At 40.4% G+C, this 24,482-nt stretch carries 21 protein-coding genes and 1 other RNA gene; 8 read left to right on the top strand and 14 right to left on the bottom strand.

The annotated features are described in order from the left end of the window. Positions 1 to 234: 234 nt before the first annotated feature. Entirely contained in the window at positions 235 to 2,022 is a 1,788-nt protein-coding gene (gene lepA / locus AC59JO_RS08950; protein WP_091206052.1) for a translation elongation factor 4, read from the bottom strand. A gap of 92 nt (positions 2,023 to 2,114) precedes the next feature. On the opposite strand from lepA, the gene AC59JO_RS08945 reads away from it, so the two are divergent. Beyond that, on the top strand, positions 2,115 to 2,981 hold the full coding sequence (locus AC59JO_RS08945; protein WP_497304793.1) for a fructosamine kinase family protein: 867 nt from the start codon (positions 2,115 to 2,117) through the stop codon (positions 2,979 to 2,981). Here the strand turns inward: AC59JO_RS08945 and AC59JO_RS08940 are convergent. The 9 genes from AC59JO_RS08940 to AC59JO_RS08900 all read right to left on the bottom strand — a co-directional run bounded on the left by AC59JO_RS08940 (position 2,978) and on the right by AC59JO_RS08900 (position 9,879). Then, positions 2,978 to 4,582: a hypothetical protein gene (locus AC59JO_RS08940; RefSeq protein ID WP_497304791.1), complete on the bottom strand. Its 1,605-nt coding sequence runs from the start codon at positions 4,580 to 4,582 to the stop codon at positions 2,978 to 2,980. The genes AC59JO_RS08945 and AC59JO_RS08940 overlap by 4 nt on opposite strands. Positions 4,583 to 4,877: 295 nt before the next feature. Further along, positions 4,878 to 5,345, bottom strand: coding sequence for a DUF4488 domain-containing protein (locus AC59JO_RS08935; protein WP_413667813.1), 468 nt, complete (start codon positions 5,343 to 5,345; stop codon positions 4,878 to 4,880). Between the two features lie 98 nt (positions 5,346 to 5,443). After that, positions 5,444 to 6,826, bottom strand: a complete 1,383-nt coding sequence (locus tag AC59JO_RS08930) for a sigma-54-dependent transcriptional regulator (protein ID WP_413667814.1) — start codon at positions 6,824 to 6,826, stop codon at positions 5,444 to 5,446. A 183-nt stretch (positions 6,827 to 7,009) separates the two neighbouring features. Further along, an RNA gene (gene rnpB / locus AC59JO_RS08925) (RNase P RNA component class A) lies at positions 7,010 to 7,397 on the bottom strand. 35 nt (positions 7,398 to 7,432) lie between these two features. Continuing rightward, positions 7,433 to 7,852, bottom strand: coding sequence for a hypothetical protein (locus AC59JO_RS08920; protein WP_413667815.1), 420 nt, complete (start codon positions 7,850 to 7,852; stop codon positions 7,433 to 7,435). A gap of 45 nt (positions 7,853 to 7,897) precedes the next feature. After that, positions 7,898 to 8,314: a c-type cytochrome gene (locus tag AC59JO_RS08915; RefSeq protein ID WP_413667816.1), complete on the bottom strand. Its 417-nt coding sequence runs from the start codon at positions 8,312 to 8,314 to the stop codon at positions 7,898 to 7,900. Beyond that, positions 8,311 to 8,958, bottom strand: a complete 648-nt coding sequence (locus tag AC59JO_RS08910; protein ID WP_413667817.1) for an SCO family protein — start codon at positions 8,956 to 8,958, stop codon at positions 8,311 to 8,313. Before AC59JO_RS08910 ends, AC59JO_RS08915 begins: the two co-directional genes overlap by 4 nt. Further along, on the bottom strand, positions 8,955 to 9,368 hold the full coding sequence (locus AC59JO_RS08905; protein ID WP_497304788.1) for a hypothetical protein: 414 nt from the start codon (positions 9,366 to 9,368) through the stop codon (positions 8,955 to 8,957). Before AC59JO_RS08905 ends, AC59JO_RS08910 begins: the two co-directional genes overlap by 4 nt. A 43-nt stretch (positions 9,369 to 9,411) precedes the next feature. Further along, a complete protein-coding gene (locus tag AC59JO_RS08900) occupies positions 9,412 to 9,879 on the bottom strand; it encodes a DinB family protein (protein ID WP_413667819.1) in 468 nt (155 codons plus the stop codon). Between the two features lie 299 nt (positions 9,880 to 10,178). Here AC59JO_RS08900 and AC59JO_RS08895 point away from each other — a divergent pair, with 299 nt between their 5' ends. Then, positions 10,179 to 11,537, top strand: coding sequence for a GH1 family beta-glucosidase (locus AC59JO_RS08895; protein WP_413667820.1), 1,359 nt, complete (start codon positions 10,179 to 10,181; stop codon positions 11,535 to 11,537). Between the two features lie 4 nt (positions 11,538 to 11,541). On the opposite strand, the gene AC59JO_RS08890 is transcribed toward AC59JO_RS08895, so the two are convergent. From AC59JO_RS08890 to AC59JO_RS08880, 3 genes are all read right to left on the bottom strand, one after another. Beyond that, positions 11,542 to 13,461 carry a tetratricopeptide repeat-containing sensor histidine kinase gene (locus AC59JO_RS08890; RefSeq protein ID WP_497304785.1) on the bottom strand — a complete coding sequence of 640 codons (1,920 nt, stop codon included), beginning with the start codon at positions 13,459 to 13,461 and terminating at the stop codon, positions 11,542 to 11,544. Between the two features lie 302 nt (positions 13,462 to 13,763). Further along, entirely contained in the window at positions 13,764 to 15,818 is a 2,055-nt protein-coding gene (locus AC59JO_RS08885) for an ATP-binding protein (protein ID WP_497304783.1), read from the bottom strand. Positions 15,819 to 15,963: 145 nt separating this feature from the next. Continuing rightward, a complete protein-coding gene (locus AC59JO_RS08880; RefSeq protein ID WP_413667823.1) occupies positions 15,964 to 17,145 on the bottom strand; it encodes an acyl-CoA dehydrogenase family protein in 1,182 nt (393 codons plus the stop codon). Between the two features lie 234 nt (positions 17,146 to 17,379). Here AC59JO_RS08880 and folB point away from each other — a divergent pair, with 234 nt between their 5' ends. Further along, a complete protein-coding gene (gene folB / locus AC59JO_RS08875) occupies positions 17,380 to 17,739 on the top strand; it encodes a dihydroneopterin aldolase (protein ID WP_413667824.1) in 360 nt (119 codons plus the stop codon). A 2-nt stretch (positions 17,740 to 17,741) separates the two neighbouring features. Continuing rightward, positions 17,742 to 19,139 (top strand): FAD-binding oxidoreductase, encoded by a 1,398-nt coding sequence (locus AC59JO_RS08870; protein ID WP_497304780.1) that lies wholly within the window; start codon positions 17,742 to 17,744, stop codon positions 19,137 to 19,139. A 123-nt stretch (positions 19,140 to 19,262) separates the two neighbouring features. Here the strand turns inward: AC59JO_RS08870 and AC59JO_RS08865 are convergent, their stop codons facing one another. Further along, positions 19,263 to 19,709 carry an acyl-CoA thioesterase gene (locus AC59JO_RS08865; RefSeq protein WP_330860883.1) on the bottom strand — a complete coding sequence of 149 codons (447 nt, stop codon included), beginning with the start codon at positions 19,707 to 19,709 and terminating at the stop codon, positions 19,263 to 19,265. Positions 19,710 to 19,845: 136 nt separating this feature from the next. On the opposite strand from AC59JO_RS08865, the gene AC59JO_RS08860 reads away from it, so the two are divergent. The 4 genes from AC59JO_RS08860 to AC59JO_RS08845 all read left to right on the top strand — a co-directional run bounded on the left by AC59JO_RS08860 (position 19,846) and on the right by AC59JO_RS08845 (position 24,449). Then, a complete protein-coding gene (locus AC59JO_RS08860; protein ID WP_413667827.1) occupies positions 19,846 to 20,286 on the top strand; it encodes an Hsp20/alpha crystallin family protein in 441 nt (146 codons plus the stop codon). Positions 20,287 to 20,438: 152 nt separating this feature from the next. Next, positions 20,439 to 21,695: a putative DNA modification/repair radical SAM protein gene (locus AC59JO_RS08855; protein ID WP_413667828.1), complete on the top strand. Its 1,257-nt coding sequence runs from the start codon at positions 20,439 to 20,441 to the stop codon at positions 21,693 to 21,695. Position 21,696: 1 nt separating this feature from the next. Continuing rightward, positions 21,697 to 22,455: a TIGR03915 family putative DNA repair protein gene (locus tag AC59JO_RS08850; RefSeq protein WP_497304777.1), complete on the top strand. Its 759-nt coding sequence runs from the start codon at positions 21,697 to 21,699 to the stop codon at positions 22,453 to 22,455. A gap of 653 nt (positions 22,456 to 23,108) precedes the next feature. Then, positions 23,109 to 24,449, top strand: a complete 1,341-nt coding sequence (locus tag AC59JO_RS08845) for a PhoH family protein (protein WP_413667830.1) — start codon at positions 23,109 to 23,111, stop codon at positions 24,447 to 24,449. The last annotated feature ends 33 nt before the right edge of the window (positions 24,450 to 24,482 follow it).

Raw genomic sequence — 24,482 nt, 5'->3', positions numbered from 1 at the left:
TTTCTGTTTTATTGTTCAGGAGCATTTCAAATATAACTTTATTTGAATCTGCGTCTTTATTGAAAGCATCAATATAATATTTCGGTTCGCCGGCATCGTACACAATCCATTTACCATAAACAAAGTCTCCTAAATGAATATGTTTAACAAACCCGTTTGCTGTAAAATATGTAACTAACCTGTACAGAATATATCAATTTACTCACCCCGATTCCGCTCAAAGGAATTAAGGGATTAATCCAACTTCAAAACTGCCATGAACGCCGACTGTGGTATCTCAACGTTACCTACCTGGCGCATGCGTTTTTTACCTTGTTTCTGTTTCTCCAATAATTTACGTTTACGGGAGATATCGCCGCCGTAACATTTGGCAGTTACATCTTTGCGTAAGGCCTTCACCGTTTCGCGGGCTATGATCTTGGCACCGATAGACGCCTGGATAATGATCTCGAACTGTTGACGCGGTAAAAGCTCTTTTAATTTCTCGCAGATCTTTTTACCAAAATCATAAGAGTTGCCCCGGAAAATAAGAGACGAAAGCGCGTCAACAGGCTCGCTGTTTAAGCGGATATCGAGCTTAACCAAATCCGACTGGCGGTAACCTATCTGGTGATAATCGAACGAAGCATAACCTTTTGAAATGGTTTTCAGCTTATCGTAAAAGTCAAATACGATCTCACCCATTGGCATTTCGAATATCAGCTCAACGCGCTCAGATGTAAGATATGACTGATTGGTAATAGTACCACGCTTTTGAATACAAAGCGACATTACCGGACCAACAAATTCAGATTTTGTGATGATGGTAGCCTTGATGTAAGGTTCTTCCACAAAATCAATTTTTGATGGATCGGGAAGATCAGATGGGTTATTTACCGTGAACGAGTCGCCTTTTGTAGTATGGGCCAGGTACGATACGTTGGGAACGGTGGTGATCACCGTCATGTTAAACTCGCGCTCCAAACGTTCCTGGATAATTTCCATGTGCAGCATACCGAGAAAACCGCAACGGAAACCAAAACCCAAAGCTGCTGATGATTCCGGTTCAAAAACCAGTGATGCATCATTCAACTGTAATTTTGCCATTGATTCGCGTAGTTCTTCATAGTCCTCAGTATCAACAGGGTAAATGCCTGCAAATACCATCGGCTTTACCTCCTCAAAACCTTGTATGCCTTCTTCGCAAGGGCGATCAACCTGGGTAATGGTATCGCCAACCTTAACTTCTTTTGCTTCTTTAATACCTGATATGATATAACCTACGTCACCGGTTTTGATCACGTCTTTAGCTAATGGACGTAATTTAAGTGTACCAACTTCATCGGCAAGGTATTGCTTTTCGGTAGCTACAAATTTTACTTTATCGCCTTTGCGGATCTCGCCGTTCACAACTTTAAAATAAGCTATGATACCACGGAACGAGTTGAATACCGAATCAAAGATCAATGCCTGTAGCGGTGCTTTAGGATCACCTACCGGAGCAGGTACACGCTCAACAATTGCACGAAGAATATCATGTACTCCCATGCCCGTTTTGCCCGATGCAGCAAGGATTTCCTCGCGTTTGCAGCCAATAAGGTCAACTATCTGGTCTTTCACTTCCTCCGGCATAGCACCTGGAAGGTCCATTTTATTCAGGATAGGGATAATCTCCAGGTCGTTCTCTAAAGCCAGGTACAGGTTGGAGATGGTTTGTGCCTGAATACCCTGTGCGGCGTCGACTATCAATAATGCACCTTCACAAGCTGCAATTGAACGTGATACCTCATATGAAAAATCAACGTGTCCGGGGGTGTCAATCAGGTTAAGCACATATTTTTGCCCATCAAGCTCATAATCCATTTGTATGGCATGGCTTTTAATGGTGATACCGCGCTCGCGCTCTAAATCCATATCGTCAAGCAATTGTGCCTGCGATTCGCGCTGGGTAATAGTGTTGGTATACTCTAATAACCTATCGGCAAGTGTACTTTTACCGTGGTCGATGTGTGCTATGATACAAAAATTACGAATGTGCTCCATTGAACCGCAAAAATAGCTTTTTAAACCGATAATTTGTACCGGCTAATAAATTAACTATTTTGAAATGTTTAATTTAATAATATTTCACAACAATGGCTATACCGATAAGCATACTAAGTGATATAGAATCAAGATTGAATACTGTTGTTAAAAAAGTGAGTGTCGTTAGCGGCGGCGACATTAATCAAGCCTATCTGTTGCAAACTACCGTAGGTAATTTATTTATTAAGATAAATGATAGGCATAATTACCCCAATATGTTTTCGAAAGAGCGACAGGGATTAGATGCTATTCGCGAAGCCAATGCAATTGCAGTTCCTGAGGTTGTTTTGCAGGGAGAGTTTGGCAATGATAGCTACCTTATATTAGAATGGATAAATATTGGTTCTGCTAACATGCTTGCATCTTCTAAGTTAGGGATGGGGCTTGCCCGTATGCATAAAAATACCAATGCCAGGTTTGGTTTTTATACTGATAATTATATGGGTTCGCTAATTCAAACTAATAATTGGTATACCAAGTGGAGCGATTTTTTTATTGAGCAGCGATTGCAGCCCATGGTTAAAATGGCGACAGATAAGAATGAACTTACCAGGAACGACGTTCACCAGTTTGATCGGTTTTATAAAAAACTCCCAGGTTTATTTACCGAAGAACCGCCAGCATTGCTTCACGGTGATCTTTGGGGAGGCAATTATTTGATTGATACCGATGGTAAGCCTTACCTGATCGATCCGGCGGTTAGCTATGGAAACAGGGAGTTTGATATAGCAATGACTACGCTTTTTGGTGGTTTCGATCCTGCTTTTTATGAGGCTTATAATAGCGAATTTCCTTTACAGGCAGATTGGCAACAGAGGCTAAAACTTTGGAACCTATACCCGTTGCTGGTTCATGTAAACCTGTTTGGAGCTAGTTACGCCAAACAGGTTAGAGAAAATCTTTCGATATTTATTTAGTTTACGCCTTGTACAAAGATTGGTGTTTCGGATACGTTTACGGTCAATTTCCCCTTAATCGTTTTAACTTGGGTTGTGATCACAGAATCGGCGCCTGTTTTTAAAGCATAAATGTTGGCTTTGGGCGTGCCGAGGTCAAGCGTATAGGCACCTGTACGGGCTCTAAAATCGGGAATTGTTAATACGTACATATTTTGCGAACCAGATACATATTTATCAACCAAAGGATCGGCATTAATGGTGCTGTTATAAGTATAACTACCCATTAGTTTTGATGTTTGCAGTATGTAATCGGCGGAGGGCCGGCGTTTACCATTTTCAGCTAAACCAGATGTTGCATATTGAACAGCAACATTGGGGGTATCGTCAAAAAGCTGGTAATAAAATACACGTTGTATACCATGTCTGATATAAAGTAACGAAGTTCTTAGAATCCAATCGGCCTGGGTGTTTTTAGGGGTATTTTTGCCCACGTATAGCGCCTTTTGATAGCTACCTTCGTTTATATCGTAGCCTGATTCGGTTACCCATACAGGAATAGGTTTAACAAACGAATCTGCATATTGAACAAACGAATCAGCAATTTGTCCCGCCATTGACAACTCGGGCGGCAGGCCAAAGGTGGCCGGCTGATGGGTCAAAATATTGCCATTATTATTGTAATAGTGATAGTTGATAATGTCAAAACATAAGTCGATGCTGCCGTCTGCCCTGTAACCACGGTTAGCACGGCACCATTCCACCATTTTCTTTACAAAATCTACGTCGGCTGTAGCCAAGCCCCCCATAACAACTTTCATGTTAGGATCGGCATTTTTTACACCCGCATTCTTTCCTAATTTGCCCTTGTCGCCATCATAAAAGGCCGACATATTGGCGGCATATTCTTCGGCAGTTTGTTGGGTAGACGGCCGTTTCCACCATTTGTCGCGCTCATTATCACATTCTATGTACGTAATAAACCCCATGCCCACTTTTACCTGGTTAGGCAGGTCATTTGGCCATCGTATGCTGGTATCAACCCTTATTAATGACTTGCTGATATTAGTATTATAGCCATACCTTGCTGCAAACTGAAAGGCCATATGCGCCTGGTCGATATAGCTTGCCGGATCTGCCTTATTTAAACCATAAATAAGAGGTGCATTTTCAAGATCACGCATATTGTTAGGATAGGTATCAACCAACCATGGCGGGCAATTTTTTATATCTGCTAAAACCAATATACCGTCCTGCTTACAACGGCTGTAAATTAGATCATAGTTCCAACTGCCTTCATGGGTTGGGTTGAAAGTGTAGTTGCCTTTAGTGCTTTCCATTCGGGCCCATCCTAAATAATGCCTTACCGCGCTGAATGACTTGATAAGGTTCATGTTTGTTTCATAAATGGTATTTTTGAGCTTTGGATTGGCGGGATCCTGCAAAAAATTCCATTCGTAAGCGTTTATGCCAAACATGTTTTTAAGCGGGATATTTGAAATAACCGGAGTGGTTTTATTATTTGTAATGCCTTCCGAACTTTTTTGCGGGCGACAGCGATTGAACGAAAAAGTAAATAATGATAGCATTAACAGTATCTTGTAGTTAAACAGCAGCTTCATTACTTTGCGTGGTTTTGCGTGTAAATTATGATTACAATCAGGGTTAATAAAAAGACTTCTTTCAATAAATTCCATTATGTATGTATAACATACTTAGTTAATTTTTTGCGAAGGTTTTTCAATAAAATTTGACTTTTTATAAACAGGGATAATTTAAGTTTTAACGAATAATTTATCGTAGTGGTTACGATTTTGTTGCTGTTGTGAAGGTATAAATATTGTAAGGCGATATTTAACAAAGCAGGGGAAAAAAAAACCGGCATACGCCGGGCTTTAAAAAATATAATTTTAAGGTTTATTTTACCCTTACATAGGTTTCAATGATCTCATGGTCAACTTTTAGGCTATCTATCTTTTCAATGCCTTTTTGTACTAATGTATCATTGCTCACCGTAAGTTTAAATTTAAAATCGCGGTTTTCCCAATCGCGTGCATCGCAGTAAGCCAGGTGTTCGGTATAATCGTCGCCCGATAGGGTATAGGTGCCGGCACCCGACGAGTAAACCGGTTTGGCTGTTTTGCCGTGTACAAGGTCGTGCGTAAAGAAGGCAAAGTTAGTTGCGTTAAACATCTTAAACATTTCCTGATCTTTTGGAGGGGTGGTTACAGTAGTATCTCCCTTAGTGATGCTTTTGCTTGATATCAGGTGCCATGTTCCATCAAGTTTACCCGCTGGTTGGGCCGTTTCTGTGGTTTGTTTTTGCGGATTGCTGCATGAGGCAAGCGCAAGCAATAAAAAAGATGCTAAGTAATAGGTTCTCATGGTATTAATAAAGGTTATTTGATATACAATAATAGCATAAAAAAAGCACCGGCTATCATATTTGCCGATGCTTTTTAAAATAATTTCAAAAGTTTGTGTTACTCGCCGCGCTTTAGGCCAAACTTTTCAATTTTACTGTATAGGTGACTGCGTTGAATATCGATGTCATCAGCAGTTTTCGAAACGTTCCAGTTATTTTTCTCCAGCTTAAATTTGATATACTCACGCTCTGCAAAGTCTTTATACTCCTGGAAGTTATTGAACTGATCAAAATCTGTTTGCGGAGCAGGGGCAGCTGTTCCCGCAGTAATGGCAACAGGTGCTGAAGGGTTTGCAAATGCCCTCACATCATTATCTGTAATAACTTTATCGCTTAGAATAATCAAGCGCTCAACCATATTACGAAGCTCACGGATATTTCCGGTCCATGGTAACGCTTTAAGCGCCTCCAGTGCGGCATCCGAGATCTTTTTAACCGGCATACCGTATTCATTGCAGATTTCATCTAAAAAGCTTTGCGTTAATAGCGATATATCGTCTTTACGTTCAATAAGCGGTGGTACATGGATCAGTATAACGCTTAAGCGGTGGTACAAGTCCATACGGAAATTACCTGCCTCAATTTCTTTAAGGAGATCCTTGTTTGTTGCTGCTACTACACGTACATCAACATCAATTTCCTTTTCGCCGCCTACGCGGGTTATTTTATTTTCCTGCAGTGCACGTAAAACCTTGGCTTGTGCCGACTGGCTCATATCCCCAATCTCATCTAAAAATAGCGTGCCGCCATTTGCCGATTCAAATTTGCCGATGCGCTGTTTAATTGCCGATGTAAACGAACCTTTTTCATGACCGAATAATTCGCTTTCTATCAATTCAGATGGGATGGCCGCGCAGTTAACCTCAATGATAGGTGCGCTTGAGCGATTTGATTTTTCGTGCAGCCAGCGCGCAACCAGTTCTTTACCGCTACCATTGGCACCTGTAACCAACACGCGGGCATCGGTAGGGGCCACACGGTCGATAGTTTCTTTGATCTTAACAATGGCCTGCGATTCGCCTAAAATAGGGCGTACCTTTGATACTTTACGTTTAAGTACCTTGGCTTCAACAACCAAACTTCCCCTGTCAAGCGCGTTGCGAACGGTGATCAGCAGGCGGTTTAGGTCAGGCGGTTTGGAAATAAAGTCAAACGCGCCTTTTTTACTGGCCTCAACAGCGGTTTCGACTGTGCCGTGGCCTGATATCATTATAAATGGAAGATCGGGTTTAATGGCGAGGCCTTCGGTAAGTACCTCCATGCCATCCATGCGGTTCATTTTAATGTCGCATAGTACCAGGTCATAGTCTTTTTTTTCAATCAACTGAAGACCGTCAACTCCGTTATCTACGTCTTCAACTTCGTAATCCTCATATTCTAAAATCTCGCGAAGCGTATTACGTATTGACCGCTCATCATCAATTATTAAAATTTTAGCCATGTTTTATAATTATGTACCGATAGTAATTGTTATTTGCTAATATATGGGTTTGTATAGAAAAACAAACACTTTTAATTTGCTATAAAGGTTTAGGGCAGGTAAATGTTTGCAACATTATGAATTTTATCGAAAATAATTGACATAAAATAAATAAAAAACCCCTCGCTTTACAGCAAGGGGTAATACAGCAGCAAACCTATAAGCCGGGTTCTGTTTTGCCTTGTTAAAGGGCAACTTCTATCATTTATCTGGCCCTGTTATCACTAACAGGTTTAAACAACCCACCCATCCTAACGACCTGCCTTGCGGCAGATACGGGAGCGAGCAACTCCGCTTTCAGGACCTATTTGGTTTTTCAACTCCTGAGGTTTACCGTCATAGCCGGTCGCCCGGTTATGCCGTGAGCTCTTACCTCACGTTTTCACCCTTACCCGCCTAAGCGGGCGGTATTTTCTCTGTGGCACTTTGCTGTCGCCGGCTGCCGGCGCCTTCCCGTTAGGAAGCAGGATGCTCTATGTTGCCCGGACTTTCCTCCGCCAAACAAGCTGGCAGCGATAGAACGTTTTGCGGCGATAAAGTTACGGAATATATTAGGAATTATAGAGCCTATGACAACGATAACAGGTAGCGCTCAACTTTTAAAGCAAGCATTTGTTCCTGGAACCTATAAATCAGCCAAAGCCAAATTAAGATAACAGGTAAAAAAATAATTGTCCAGTTTGAATGTGATTGCTCATGGTTAATCATGTAAAAGTTAACGGCAAACAGTAAAATAATCCCTGAAGTTAATATTAACTCAACCCTGACTTTTGTTTTTAAAGTGACGTTAACTACGTTATGATCTTGAGATTCAAACAGTGCATATATTTTTATTCCCTCTACGGAACCTCCGGAACGCAAGACCATCGTACCGATCGAGGTATTGGATATAAATTTGTATTCGTTTTGGCTTACCTTCTTTATAGCAAATTCATCCTGGGGGTATTGAGCAAGTCTATTTTCAATCTCCACCGAAGAGACAGGCATCTTAAATTGTTTTTTTAGTAAAAGACTATTGTAAGCTCCCACCCGTCAATTGCAGTTTTTTAAATCATCCTGAACCTGCTGCAAGCTAATAGTCCCCAGTTTATTACCGAAGGAATTCGTAACATATGTGAGCACTTTGGCGATTTCAAGCGGCGCTATGTCATAGGCCTGCATCTGGTCATCAAAAGAACGACCGGCTACGGTTATTTTCCCTTTAAGGCCGTTTTTGATAAAACAAGCGAGTGTTGCCTTATTGTTTTTTAGATAAGTTGAATCCGTTAATGGCGGGATAAGTGATGACAGGCCCTGACCTTTATCGCCATGACAATTTTGACAGTGTTGCTGATAAACAAGGCTGCCTGCAGAATAATAGCGTTTAAACTCAATTTGATCGTCGCTTTGGCATGACGCGCCAATCACAATTAACAAAATAGCTATAGCGCCTATTACCTTTATCTTCATTTAGCGGCAATTTGGTCTGGTTCGGCCTTCAGGGTTTTAACATCAGCTATTAGTTTGGTTACTTCTGCCGGGTCTGTTCCCTCATAAGTACCACGAATACGTTTTTGCTTATCTATCAAAATAAAGAAACCATCATGAATATATTCGCCTTTCGGATTTTTTTCGGATACGCTTTGCAGGTAGCTTTTACCAATTTTATATGTATCTCCTTTTTCACCATGCAACAACCACCAGGTATTACCACTAATCCCTAATTTATCAGCATAGCGTTTTAATACAGGTACAGTGTCATATTTGGGATCGATAGTATGCGAAATGATCCTGAAATTATCATCATCCTTAAACTCCTTATACACGTTGAGCATATTGCGGTGCATTACCGGACAAATAGAAGGGCAGGTGGTAAAAAAGAAGTCTGCCACATAAATTTTCCCTTCAAGGTTTTTTTGTGTGATAGTATCGGCGTACTGGTTAACAAACTTGAAGGGGGGGATAGTGGCGTACTCAGTATCCGTTACCGTTTTTCCGTTAACAGTTTTAGTTACAGGTGTTTTATAACCCAATATAGGGAGGGCGGTTTTAGTATTTGATTTGCAGGCATTAAAAAGCATTAAAATCACGATGCCTATCCACAGTTTCCTCATTTTTTTGCCGGTATTTGGGTTATGTATTTAGTCGAAGCAGTAACAGCTACATTGATTTGGGTATCTATTTTGCTGATGAGCTTTTTTTGAGTTTCAAGATAATCCATGATTTCCTGATGCGATTTGCCCTTGTTTTCTGCGTCAAATTTATGCATCCAGTCGCTCATAACGCTATCTGCATCATCAACCTGTTTTAGATATACTTTTGCAGTGTCTTTATTAATATTGGGGGTATTGTTTTTTACCAGGCTATCGAGCAGCATTTTGTTTTTCATCAATTGCTCGTCATTGGCCATTACTTTATCATGTACGGCAATTACCTGGTTTAAAAGGTCTTTTTCCTGTTTTTTGGTATCGGTGCAACCCAATAACAGGGTAATGCCCGCGGCTGCTAATAGATGTTTTTTCATGGGTTTTGATAGCGTGATAAAACTTGGCAAATATGCTAAATGTTTAGCTGTTTAACACTCTTAAATAATAACTATAGTCTGTAACAGGTAAACTTTTTGCGCCTGCAAACTTTAGCTGTTGCCCTATTTGTGCCCTGGTGTGCGTACCATGGTTAAGCACCTGCGTAACAATGTCTCCCAGTTGGTTTTCAAAATAGTCGCCGGTAAAGCTATGATAGGAGATCAGCTTGTTTATCTCATCCTCATTTATTTCGTTTAAAAACGTTACCCAATCGTTATAACGCTCCGGAACTTGCTTTTTGCATTGCTCAATTGTAACATTTTCGGGCCAGGTATTAGGTACAGAAGGGGGGATGAGCCTACATCTTTCAAGCCAAACCTGCTCGGCAGCCAGCAGATGGCCCATTAGTTTAAGAGTTACAGCAGGCAAACCGTTCACCTCCATGGTTTGTATCAACTGCTGATTGGCAAATAGGTTATAACCAAACATTTTTAAAAAGTATGTTTTCATAAGGTTTTTAAATTCGACGGCTAATTTATTAAAGCTATTTAGTATATTGGTATAAATGCTGGTTAACAATTAAATAACATAGTTGTCATATTCAGCAAACATCTGCTTGTTACCTTTATTATTATAGTTAAATAACATAAGGGCATGAAATTCATTATCAATATTTCAAAACTGCTGATCAATTTCCGTCAGTGGATGATGCTTAAAAGTATGCGTTCATCGTTCATACATTAAGTTATCACTTATAATTCTTCATTTATAAATATAATTGCACTTTTGGGCTTTTGTAGCTCAAATTAATGGAACTTACTGGCCAGGAAATACATTTAAGCAAAGATCTTTTTGGTAACGACTTCGAGTGGGGCGTTTCAACAGCTGCTTTTCAAATTGAGGGTGCTCATGATGCTGATGGAAAGGGCCTATCAGTATGGGATACTTTTACAACAAAAAAGGGGAAGATCCTGAATGGCGATCATGCACAAACAGCGTGCGATTTCTATAATTTATATGAGCGCGACATCGACCTCATCAAAGAACTTAATATTCCCAATTTTCGCTTCTCTATATCCTGGGCTCGCATCTTACCTGAAGGCACCGGGAAAATCAACCAGGCAGGTATCGATTATTACAACCGGGTAATTAACTATTGTATTAAGCAGGGTGTAGAGCCCTGGTTAACTGTTTATCACTGGGACTTGCCCCATGTGCTTGAGGTTAAAGGCGGCTGGACAAATCGCGAAGCAATAAGCTGGTTTAGCGAATTTGCTACTATTTGCGCTCAAAACTTTGGTGATAGGGTAAAGCATTGGATGGTCATGAATGAGCCTGTAGTATTTACCGGGGCAGGCTATTTTTTTGGCATTCATGCGCCAGGACGTAGTGGTATGAAAAATTTTGTGCCGGCCATACATCACGTTACCATGAGTATAGCTGAAGGAGGAAGGGTTTTGCGGAAATTGTTGCCATCAACGGCGCAAATAGGTACAACATTTTCTTGTTCACAGATTGAGCCCTATTCAGATAAACCAAGAGATATAGCCGCAGCCGTTCGTGCCGATGCGCTGATTAACCGTTTATATATTGAACCGTTGCTGGGGATGGGGTATCCGATCAGGGATCTTCCTGCGCTTAAAGACCTTAAAAAATATTTTTACCCCGGCGACGAGGATAAGCTGAGTTTCGATTTCGATTTTATCGGTATCCAGAATTATACCCGCGAAATTGTAAAATATTCATTTTTTACCCCTTACATTCATGCAAGCATGGTCAAAGCTGAGAATAGGGGCGTTGACCTTACTGCTATGCGCTGGGAGGTTTACCCTCCATCTATTTATCACATGATAAAAAAATATGATGCTTATCCAAATGTTAAAAAAATCATCATTACCGAAAACGGATCGGCTTTTCCTGATGAAGTAACTGATGGTGAAGTAAACGACCCAAAAAGGCTGAAATATCTTAAGGATAATTTAGCACAGGTATTAAAGGCAAAGAACGAAGGCTATAAAATTGAAGGTTATTTTGTGTGGACCCTAACCGATAATTTTGAATGGGCCGAGGGGTACCATCCACGTTTTGGATTGATTCATGTTGATCATGCAACACAGCAGCGTACAGTTAAAGTTTCGGGCAAATGGTATGCTGATTTTTTAAAATAAGCCTTTAGTTTTTGGGCAAAGTGAAATTAAATGATGTGCCGTTTTCGGTGTCGCTCTCGAACCAGATGCGGCCACTATGATCTTCAATGATTTGCTTGCAAATGGAAAGCCCAAGGCCAAATGATTTTTCACCGGCAGTTCCGGGGCGTTTTGCATCTGTAAACATGTTGAATACCTGGTTTCTCAGTTTTTCGGGAATCCCAATACCGTGATCTTTAACCGAAATCTGGATTTCGTTTTCCAGTTCAACTGCCATAACCAAAATAGCGGATTCTTCAGGGCTGAATTTAATAGCATTGCTAATAAGATTGCTGATTACCCGCCATATTTTTTCACGGCTAATGCAAACTTCAAGCGGCGAAGTTAACAGGAACGTATTGATAATCTGCTGCTTTTCGGCAGCTTTAAAGCGCATCAATTCAACGCTATTACTTAATAAGGTATTAACTTCAACTGCTTCTTTATTCAAAATAGCCGAAGCTGATTCTGTAGCTTCCAGTATTTCATTGATTAGTTCAATGGAGTTAAATGAAGTTTCCCGTATAATATTTAAAAGTTCTTTTTGTTCGTCTGTATAATTTTCTTCCGACATTACACCCGTAAGCGAAGCTATCCCTCCTATAGGATTGCGCAGATCATGAGCAACAGTGCGTAAAATACGGTCTTTTTCCTGGTTGTTAAGTTTTAAATCGTTAAGCGCATTCTCAAGGTGATGGTTTTGATGATTTATCTGGTTATTAAGACTCCCAAGGGTTTTTACATTCTTTTTTGATTTTTGCCAGTTTAAAAATACCAGAGAAATGATAATGATGAGCATCAGGGCAAAAACAATAGTTACCCTGAGGTAAACATGCTGTAATTCATTGTTTTTTTTGAGATTATTAAACTCATTGTCTTTTTCAAGGCTTTTAACCTGCTCGGCAACGTCCGCTTCTTTCAGTTTTTTATTTTCATTGGCTATAGTGTCCTTCAGTTCGTCATATTGCTTATAATGCAACATAGCTTGCTGGTGGTCGTTTTGCTTTTCAAAATAGTTTGACATTAGCAAGTGCCAGTCTTGCCTGGTTTCGGGGCTTTTAACACTGTCAAACTGGAGTTTAATAATATTGAGAAGGTTCAATAAAGAATCATTGGCATTTTGACGATCGTATACGGATGCTAGTTTTATCTCAGAGTATTGAGCATCATTATTATCGTTCCCTTTACGCAGATTGATGGCTATGCTTTTTTTGAGCAGTTTTTTTGCCTTGTTGTAATCTTTTTGCCGGATGCTTATATCAGCCATATTGCCGTAAACCACACCCTTAGATACTTCACCCATCTGGGGCCTGTCTTTAAACCTCGCAACATTATCATTAATATAATCAAGGGCTTTATTGTAAAAATACATGGCACTATCATTCATTAACATTTTACTGTAGCTCAAACCTATGTTGTTCAGTAATTCCTGCCTGCGATAAAAATAATTGAAGTTTCCTTCGCATGAACTGGTTTCATCAAAGCTTTTTCTGAAATAAACGGCTGCCCGGCTGTAATGTTCCTGCTTGTACAAAATCATACCCATACGATAGCTATAATCGCCCATCGTACAGTCGTCGAGGTTGTTATTGGCAATCACTTTACCTTCATAAAAGTACCCGTAAGCTTCGTTATAGCGGTGTTCATCAAACAGCACATCTCCTTTAGCAAGATGGGCCTGCCCGTATTCGCTGGTGAATTTTAGCTTTTTTTCGGGTGTGTCGAAAATATTCAGCATGCTATCAGCATATAACAAAGCCATCCTGTGATCACTTTTTATATGAGAAGCGTAGGTGTAGATGAAAAAATAGTAGTTGTATACCTGTTTAAAACCAAGATTGCTTGAATGACGAAAAGCCGAATCAAGATATTCAACAGCTGCTTCATGATGACCGTTATCATACATTATAGTTGCAGTATCAACAGCTTTATTATATGCCGAGGATGAAAGAAAACCTTTTGGCTGTTGCCGGCAGGAAGCGATTAGCAGGAAAAAAAAAGCAAAAAGCAAACATCTCCGCATGTCACCGGATAGCCATATTTGCCTAAAGCCTTTATATATGAACATCAATATGAAATTAAGCAGGTTTAGAGCTGGTTATAAAACAAGGGTAAACTATGAAAAAAATCAAAAAAACCATGCTGCTTTGCTAATATTTTTAATTAATTATTACTAAGAATTAAATAGGATTGCCCGAGTAGGCGATACTATGATGCCTGTGCTGGAAGATAGACGTAAAAACTCGAACCATTATTGATGTCGCTTTTTAGCCAAATCCTCCCGCTGTGTTTTTCAATTATTTGCCGGCATATGGAAAGCCCGAGGCCAAACGATTTTTCACCATCGGTGCCCGGGCGTTTAGCTTCGGTAAACATATTAAACACCTGTTGCTGTAGTTTATCAGGGATACCTATGCCATAGTCTTTAACACATATTTCAACCCCAAGGTGCTTTTGGTTCACAATTACATAAATAACCGCGCCCCTCGGACTAAACTTTATGGCATTACTGATCAGGTTGCTGATAACCCGCCATATTTTTTCCCTGTTTATTAATAGCTCGGTAGGGGTATCCAATAAGCTAAGCATAATATCCTGGTCTTTTTCGGCTGCTTTAAAACGCAACAGGTCAACGCTGTTATTGATGAGGCTATTAATTTCAACCCATTCTTTATTGAAAGTTACATTTGCGGTGTTTGCCGCCTCCAAAATTTCATTAATAAGCTCAAGGGAATTATATGAGGTTTCTTTGATGAGATTGATAAGGTCTGTTTGTTCCTCATCCTGCGCATCTTCAACCATTGATGCCGACAGCGAGGCAATGCCTCCAAGCGGGTTACGAAGATCATGAGCTACGGCACGCAAAATGCGGTCCTTTTCCCTACTGCCCTGGTTTACTTCTTCAAGGGTGTTTTCTAACTCGTTTTTTTGCTGTTTAATCTGGTCGTTAAGCTTTTTTATTGCTACGATATCCCGTTTTGACCTTCTCAGGTTTCGAAAAACAAGGAAAATAATGATCACTGCCATTACAGAAAAAAGTACTGCAAGGCATATATAGATCAACTGTAATTTATTATGGCCTTTAAGGTCTTCTATCTGGTTTTCTTTATCAAAACTGGCTTGCTGCTGATTAACATCTGTCTGTTTTAAAGATGATGTTCTTTTTATTGCCGAGTCTTTTAATGCCGAATAGTTTTTAAAATAAAACAGGCTATTCTGATAGTCCTTTTTTTGCAGATAATAACTGCTCATCAAACCATTCCAGTTCGTTTCCGCATCGTCATTCCTGATGGTATCAAGCTGGGCACGCAGACTTTTCAATAATTCAAAAAGATCGTTTGGTTTATCAATGATTGAATATAAGCGGGCAAGTTTTATTTCGGTTAACTCGGCATCGCGGTTGTCGTTTCCAGGCTTTAAATTAATAGCAATACTTTTCTTCAGTAACTCACTTGCCTTGTTGTAATCATGAGTTAGCATGGCAAGGTCGCCCTGGTTGCCGAAAACAACTCCCCGGGCAACCTCAAGCAGGTTTGCTCTTTCGATAAAGCGGGTATTGTTTTCGTTGATATAAGTAAGCGCTTTGTTTAAATAAAGTTTTGAACTGTCAATATCGCCGCTGTTTTTATAACTCTCGCCAATATTATCCAAAAGCTCCTGGCGTTGGTAGAATGCACGAAAATCATCTGTATAAGCATAGCTTTGCCGGTGACTGATCTTGAAATAGTTGGCGGCTTCCCTAAAATGTCCCTGTTTAAACATGATCATACCCATCCGGTAGGTATATTCGGCCAGTATAGCATCATCAATGGCGTTTTTGCCGATGGAATAGCCTTTGTAAAAGTACCGGTAAGCCTGATCGTACTTCACCATGTCTGAATAGGCATCTCCGGTAGCAAAATCTGCCTCGGCGGTTAAAGCAATGTGTTGATTAGCAGTGACACTTTCAGTAGCTACTGACCGCATCGTATCTGCATAAGGCATGGCTTTTTTAGGATCATGTAACGCTTTTAAATTGTAAAGAAAATGAAAAGCGTAAAAACGGAACCTATCGCTTACAAATGGCTTTTTTATAGTTGCATACGCTGAATCAAGATATTGAAGGCCTTTTTCGGGTTGAGATTTTTCACCATTGTATAAGCTTACGGTATCAAATATTGCCCTAAATTGCTTGGAGTAATCTCCGGTATCGTTAATGTTGTTTGTGCAAGAATTAAAAGACAATAAAAATACGATAGCCAGCCAGAAAGAATGGTTGAACAATAGTTTATTTAAATTAACAGGGCTATCGGGGGGCGCCAACATTAAGTGTTTACTCAGCAAATATAATGTTCATAATTATAATGAACAATATTTTTGCGTGCGAATAACATCTATGTTACTAAAAGTTAATGGCGCTGATTGTCTGTTATTTAAAAGCATCCAGTCCGGTAACATCCATGCCGGTAATAAGCAGGTGGATATCATGTGTACCCTCGTAAGTTATTACTGATTCGAGGTTCATCATATGACGCATAATAGGGTATTCGCCTGTAATACCCATGCCGCCAAGCATTTGTCTTGCTTCGCGGGCTATGGTAATAGCTGTTTCAACGCTGTTTCGTTTAGCCATCGATATTTGTGCAGGGGTGGCCCTGTTTTCGTTTTTAAGAGTACCTAAACGCCAAACTAATAACTGTCCTTTGGTGATCTCTGTTATCATTTCGGCCAGTTTTTTTTGCTGAAGCTGAAAGCCGGCTATAGGCTTGCCAAACTGTTCGCGTTCTTTTGTATAACGAAGGGCTGTATCGTAACAATCCATAGCGGCGCCCAACGCGCCCCAGGCAATGCCGTACCGGGCCTGGTTTAAACAGCCCAGCGGGCCCTTTATACCGGTTACATTAGGTAACAGATTTTCTTTAGGTACTTTAACGTGATCAAATACAAGCTCACCCGTAGCTGATGCACGTAGTGACCATTTATTATGGGTAGCAGGAGTGGTAAAGCCTTCCATGCCACGCTCAACAATCAGTCCGCGAATTTTACCCGCTTCATCCTTAGCCCAAACAACAGCAATATCAGCGAAAGGCGAATTGGAAATCCACATTTTAGCGCCATTAAGGATATAATGATCGCCGGCATCTTTAATATTGGTGGTCATGCCACCGGGGTTTGAGCCGTGATCCGGCTCTGTAAGACCAAAGCATCCCATTAATTCGCCGCTTGCCAGTTTAGGAAGATATTTTTTACGCTGTTCTTCGCTGCCGTATGCATAAATAGGGTACATCACCAACGATCCTTGTACTGAGGCTGTAGAGCGGATGCCCGAATCGCCGCGCTCTAATTCCTGCATAATAATACCATAAGCAGTATAATCCAGGCCTGCACCGCCATATTCAACTGGTATGGTAGGCCCAAAGGCGCCAATTTCCGCCAGGCCTTTTAACAGTTGCGAAGGAAACTCAGCTCTTTGAGCATAATCTTCAATAATGGGGCTTAATTCCTTTTTTACCCAGTCACGAACTGATGATCGGATCAGCTTATGCTCGTCGGTTAATAACTCATCTAACAGGTAATAATCAGGGGCTTCGTACAAATCTGTTTTGGCCATAATACTATAGTTGGTGAGCAAATATAAAGCATTTAAAGCCGGTAAAAGCAAGCTCAAAACGCTGTTTTTTGATATGTGGGGCCACTTTATTGCAAAAAGTAGGTTTAAACGGTTTAAAGCATGTTTTTGACTGGAAAATATTTTTATAAGTTGAAAATCTGGATGATTGGAAGAAATTTAAAAAGTCTTTTGGTTCGTGGTGAGATTTAGATATGGCTTTTATTACTTTTGAACATGATCAATATAGCCTTACAAGGCGCGGAATTTTTCGCGTACCACGGATTTTATCCTGAAGAACAAAAAATAGGTTGCCGCTTTTTAGTTGATGTGAATGTAGGCTTTGTGCCACCAGGCGATCTGCTGGAAGATAACCTTAGTAAAACAGTTGATTATGAACGTGTGTATATTATAGTATGCGAAGAGATGAAGCAACCACGTAAACTAATAGAAACCGTTGGACAGGCAATTATTGATCGCATAAAGAAAAAATATCCGTTTGTGGAGAGCATCGAAGTTGTCATAAAAAAGCTTACCCCACCATTAAGCGGCAAAGTGGCCCATTCGGCTGTTATTATAAATTATAAGAAATCCTGATCATGGAATTCAATAAAATATCAGCTCAAATATTAGAAGCCATTAGAGCAGTTGTTGGTGAAAGCAACGTTTTAACCAGTCATGAAAGTCTTGAAAAATATAGTCATGACGAAACTGAAGACCTAATTTACTATCCGGAAGTTGTGGCAAGACCACAAACGCCTGAAGAGGTTTCGGCACTATTGAAGATTTGTAACCAGAACTTAATACCCGTAACGCCGCGAGGTGCCGGTACCGGTTTAAGCGGAGGGGCATTGCCGGTTAGAGGGGGATTGCTGATTGCGATGGAGCGTTTCAATAAAGTACTTGAAATAGATGAACAAAACCTGCAAGCTACCGTTGAGCCAGGCGTGATAACCGAAGAGTTTATGAATGCGGTGGCTGAAAAAGGTTTGCTATATCCTGTTGATCCGGCCAGCAAAGGGAGTTGCTTTATAGGAGGGAACGTATCGCATGGTTCGGGTGGCCCCCGGGTTGTTAAATATGGTACCATACGCGAGTATGTGTTAAACCTGCAGGTAGTTTTAACCTCGGGCGAAATTATCTGGACGGGAGCTAATACCCTTAAATACGCATCGGGCTATAATTTAACCCAGTTAATGATAGGCTCTGAGGGTACCCTGGGCATTGTTACTAAAATAGTAGTGAAGCTTATCCCGGCCCCAACGCTGAATGCCTTAATGCTGGCCTCGTTTCCAACAAACGAAGCTGCTTGTGCAGCGGTTTCAGCAATATTCAGGGCCGGAATTATCCCGTCGGCACTGGAGTTTATGGAGCGAAAAGGGGTGGAGTGGGTTAAAGAACACGATAACATCGCCTTTGATTTGCAGGATGGCATCGGGGCATTTTTGTTAATTGAGGTTGATGGCACAAACCAGGATGTAATTTTTACTGATTGCGAAAAGATAAACGCAGTACTTGAAGAATTTGATTGTCGTGATGTATTATTTGCCGATTCTGCTGCACAAAGAGAAGAGCTTTGGCGTTTAAGGCGCACCATGGCCGTATCGGTAAAATCAAACTCGGTTTATAAGGAAGAAGATACTGTTGTGCCCCGTGCTGCTTTGCCTCAACTGATTAAAGGAATAAAAGAAACGGGAGCCAAGTACGGTTTTGAATCGGTTTGTTACGGGCATGCCGGCGATGGAAACCTTCACGTAAATATCATTAAAGCCAATATGAGTGATGAGGATTGGAACAATAAACTGAAATTCGGCATCAAGGAAATATTTGAGTTGACCGTATCTCTTGGCGGTACTTTATCGGGCGAGCATGGTATTGGCCTGGTGCAAAAAGACTTTATGCCGATAAAATATTCGGATATACATTTTGCGCTTTGGAAGGGTATAAAACAAGTGTTTGATCCTAAAGGGATTTTAAATCCCGGGAAGATATTTTAGTCGGATGTGCAAATTTCAAATGTGCGGATATGCAAATTGAAGGTTATAATTTTTAACATTCAGATTATTTCGATTATAATTTCGTCGATTCATCTGCACATCTGAAATTTGCACATCTAACAATCAATTGGTATTCAAGATTAGCCTTGGTTCATCATAATTGATCATCCTATGTCTTTCGGGTGTGGGAATAGATACAGATTTATTAGCCGAATAATCGTAGCTGATACAAACGGTTTTGCCGGTTGTTACAATTTCTTCGCCGTTGGGCGTTATCTTCACCAGCACATGCATCATATCAAAACTGCTGTTACCTATACGGATGGTGCGTACATAACAGGCAATATTATCCTGAACAGTAATGGGTTTCAGGTAGTTGATCTCCGATCGGCCAAGGATAATACCGGTATTGCTCCAGTCCCAGTTGATGATTTCTTTCCAGTAGCCGATCCTGGCTATCTCAAAATAAGTTAAATATACAGCGTTGTTTACGTGTCCGAATGAATCTATATCCGAAAAACGGATAGGGATAGGGGTTTTATATTTGTAATCAGCAAGTTTTTCAGCCATTTTCAGTCATTTTGTCTGCCTAAAATATTTATTGATGACTTTTTGTCGCTTGTTTTAGGCGTTTTTGCTGTTGGTACAGCAGTTGATCAATAGGTTACGAAGTTAACAAAAAACAAAACTTTAGGAGGATATAAAAATGACATTAGTAAAATTTAACAACGGCCTTAAAAATACTTCAGCTAACCCATTCTTTAGCGATGTGTTTGATTCATTGATCAATGATTCGTTTTTAAGCGATAAATTAATTGCCCGTGTGCCTGCCGTAAACATTGCAGAAACCGAAAACGAATTTTATGTTGAACTGGCTGTCCCTGGTTTAAAGAAAGAAGATTTCAAGATCAACCTTGATAAAAACGTGTTAAGTGTAGCTGCCGAAAAGAAAGCTGAAAATGTTGAAGAAGGAAAAAAATTCAGCAAACGTGAATATAGCTACAATTCATTCGTTAGGTCGTTCACTTTACCTGAAAGCGCCGATCAATCAAAAATTGATGCTGATTATGCTGATGGTATTTTGAAACTTACTATAGCAAAAAAAGAAGAAGCTAAATTTCAAACAAGAGAAATAGCTGTAAAATAATTAAAGACTGTTTTCATAAAGTAGTTAGTTTGGTTTGAAGGCCGCCCTGTAATGAGGCGGTCTTTTTTTATGTACTAAACCAAGCTGTGGTTGTAAAATAAATCTGTTTGCATTTTAATTAATACTAAAAATATTAGTATTTTTGATTTGATATGAATGTGGACAGGATAACGGAAAAGCTCAATATTTTGGCCGACGCGGCTAAATATGACGTGTCATGCGCATCGAGCGGCAGTGACAGGAAAAATAAGGATAAAGGTTTAGGGAATGCCAGTAATGGTATTTGCCATAGCTATACCGAAGACGGGCGATGTGTTTCCTTGCTAAAAATCCTCCTTACCAATCACTGTATTTTTGATTGCGCCTATTGCGTATCCCGTAAAAACAATGATATCAAACGTGCGGCATTTACGGTGCAGGAAGTGGTTGATCTTACCATTAATTTTTATCGCCGTAACTATATCGAAGGTTTGTTTTTAAGCTCGGGTATTTTCAAAGATGCTGATTATACTATGGAGCGATTGGTTCGGGTTGCTAAAAAGCTGCGTACCGAACATAATTTTAATGGGTATATTCATTTAAAGTCTATCCCCGGTGCAAGCGAGGAGTTAATGAGGGAAGCAGGTTTATATGCCGACAGGCTCAGTGTTAATTTAGAAATGCCCACCGAGGCAGGGCTAAAGCTGCTGGCGCCCGATAAAAACCGGCAGGATATGATTGATCCGATGCAGTTTCTAAAAAAGGAGATCATTCAGAATACTGAGGAGAAAAAACTTTTCAAAAAAGCACCCATGTTTGCACCAGCCGGGCAAAGTACACAAGTAATTGTTGGTGCTACGCCTGAAAATGATCAGCAGGTACTGCAATCGGCCAATTATTTTTATAAAAATTTCAATTTAAAGCGGGTATATTATTCGGGTTATGTGCCTGTGTTGGCCGACCAACGACTCCCTGCCTTGAATACAGCTGTGCCGCTTGTGCGTGAAAACCGTCTTTACCAGGCCGATTGGCTTATGCGTTTTTATGGATTTCATGTAAACGAGATCGTGAATAATCAAAATCCCTTGCTTGATCTGGATATTGATCCAAAGTTAAGCTGGGCCATCCGAAACATGCAGGTTTTTCCTATCGATATTAATAAAGCCGATCTGCAGCTGATTCTTCGGGTGCCTGGTATAGGCTTACTATCGGCACAAAAAATAATGGCAGCACGCAAATTTGCCAAGCTGGGCTGGGAGCAGCTAAAAAAAATAGGAGTGGCTGTTAATCGTGCGCGATATTTTATTACCTGTAATAGTAATGAATTTGAAAGGCGCGACTTAACCGGGCAAAATATTAAGCAGTTTATCATGGCCCAATCGCAGAGCAAATACAATAAAAATACACAAATCCAACTTAACCTGTTTTGATATGAACACGCTGGTTTACGACGGAACGTTTGATGGGTTACTTACCGCTGTGTTTGAGATTTATGAGCGTAAACTATATCCTGTAAAATTGTTAAAAGGAGAGTGGCGCAACAGCGCTTTATTTGAAGAGGTAATACCTGTTGTTACTGATGAAGCCCGGGCCAGCCGGGTATTAAGGGGATTGCGTAAAAAACTTTCGGCAGCCGGGGTACAGCGCCTTTATATAAGTCACATGGCCGAAATAGCAGGTGAAGACTGCAATGTGCTCGGCTTTATCCGTCATGTTTTTGATAATGATCAAAACATTGAAGAAGATTATGGCAACAGGTATGTGATGCGCCTGTCGGAGATTTTGAAAATGGTGCGGCGCGAAAAGCATAGAATGGAAGCGTTCGTTCGGTTTAAGAAATTGAATGACGGAACTTTTTATGCGGCTATTGAGCCCGACTTTAACGTATTGCCATTGCTGATCAAACATTTTAAAAGCAGGTATGCCGATCAAAAATGGATGATCTATGATATCAAAAGAAATTACGGACTATACTATGATCTCCATGATACGCAATTCATCGAAATGGATTTTGATGAATTGAATAAGCCTGTTAATATTATCGCTGCGTATAGCGAAGATGAAGGTGCCTACCAAAGCCTTTGGAAGAATTATTTTAGCAGTGTAAACATTGCTTCGCGCAAAAATACAAGGCTTCATGTGCGGCATATTCCAAAGCGTTATTGGCGGCATTTAACAGAGAAAATTTAGCGTTTTGCCGGTTTTGCGCGTTTTCTCATTTAGCTTGTATGTTGCTTTTGGTGACCTTTGTTGAAAAAGGACGATGTTAATAACCTTGGCGTTTATTTGCCTGATTGCCAGTGTTTATACTTAAAATGGGTGATTTGTTTATTGTGGATAACCTGCTTTTTAAAGTTGATAACCTGTTAATAAAAACAAATAAAAATATTTGCGCAATCCGGCGAATGTCCCGATATTGAAATCATCAAGAACGACGTACTTTGACAGCCTTTCAGGAAAACAGAAATTGAATCGGGTGAACCTTCGGGGGAACTAAAGATCAAGGGAAGTCCCTGAGTCACAAGAAAAAATGAAGAAGGCGAAAGTCTTTTGAAAAAAGAAGGTGATTAAATGAGGTGCCGGAATTAAGGAGAAGAACTCTACGGAGGGAAACAACAGAAACCGGTGACATTGAGAATAATCGACCGCTCGTGAGAGCAACGGATGAAGATCGTGTCGGTAAGAGATACACAAAACTTGATGCTGTTGGGCAACTACGGTTAAGCAACAGTTTGGAAACGGGAGTTCAAATCGCAAGAGATGACTCCCGTTTTCGCTTTTGCAGGTTTTTTGTTTTGGGAGAAATTTTTCTTCAAACCTTAAAATCGTTATTTTAGGCGGATATGAAGGATGGCCAGCGTAACCAGAAGAAAATATTTGTTTTAGATACTTCTGTGATCTTGTATGATCACAACGCATTTCAAAACTTTCAGGAGCATGATGTGGCCATACCGATCCAGGTATTGGAAGAGCTCGATAACAAGAAAAACGGTAACGATACCCGAAACTTCGAAGCCCGGAGCTTTATCCGGCTCATGGACGACCTGTCGCACAACGGACTGATCAATGAGTGGATCCCGCTTAACGGAAAAACTAAAGGTAGCTTTAAAGTAGCTATGGACACCAAAACTACCGGCCAGGATGCCGAGGAGATTTTTGGTTCCGACAAAACAGATCACCGAATCCTGAACGCGGCACTCGGCTTGCAGGAAGAAAACCCCGGAAAAAAAGTAGTGTTGGTATCAAAAGATATTTGCCTTCGCCTCAAGGCCAAAGCACTTAACCTGCATGCCGAAGATTATGAAACAGGCAAGATCAAAAACCTGGACGAGCTTTATACCGGTAAAACCGACGTAGATAAGGTAACAGAAAAGCTGATCACTACCCTGAATAAAAATGAAAATGTACCCGCCGAAAATTTAAAGATAGGTTCGTACACCAATAATCACTTTTATGTATTAAAAGGGAAAAAAGTTGATACTGTAGGTTTTTATAATTCGCAAACCAAACAGCTTGAAAAAGTTACCGAGCAGCCTGTTTTAAATATCCATCCCCGTAATATCGAGCAATCTTTTGCTATTCACGCATTACTGCACCCGGATATTAAATTGGTAACAATACAAGGAAACGCCGGCACGGGTAAAACGCTATTAGCTTTAGCCAGCGCCCTTGAGCAGCGTAAATATTACCGCCAGATTTTTGTTACCCGCCCCATAGTGCCTTTAAGTAATAAAGATATCGGCTTTTTGCCCGGCGATATCAAATCAAAGATTGATCCCTACATGGCCCCGATATGGGATAATCTGAAATTTATTAAAGATCAGTTTGCCGATGATGAAAAGATGCAGGCCAAAATTGATGAGCTGGTTAACAACGATAAAATCTCGATCGCACCGCTGGCATTTATACGCGGACGTACGCTCAGTAAAATTTTCTTTATTGTTGACGAAGCACAAAATCTAACCCCGCACGAGGTAAAAACCATTATTTCCCGTGCCGGTGAAAATAGCAAATTTGTATTTACGGGAGATATTTACCAGATAGATACGCCATATCTCGATGCCGAAAGTAACGGACTGTCTTATCTTATTGATAAAGCCAAAGGGCATCCACTTTATGCGCATATCACTCTGCAAAAAGGGGAAAGAAGCGAATTGGCTAATTTGGCTACAGAGTTATTGTAGGTTCTTGATTTACGGAGTTTTTAAAACTTCGTA

It is taken from the genome of Mucilaginibacter sp. A5337, from assembly GCF_059690695.1.
This window is presented reverse-complemented; position numbering and strand designations above follow the sequence as displayed.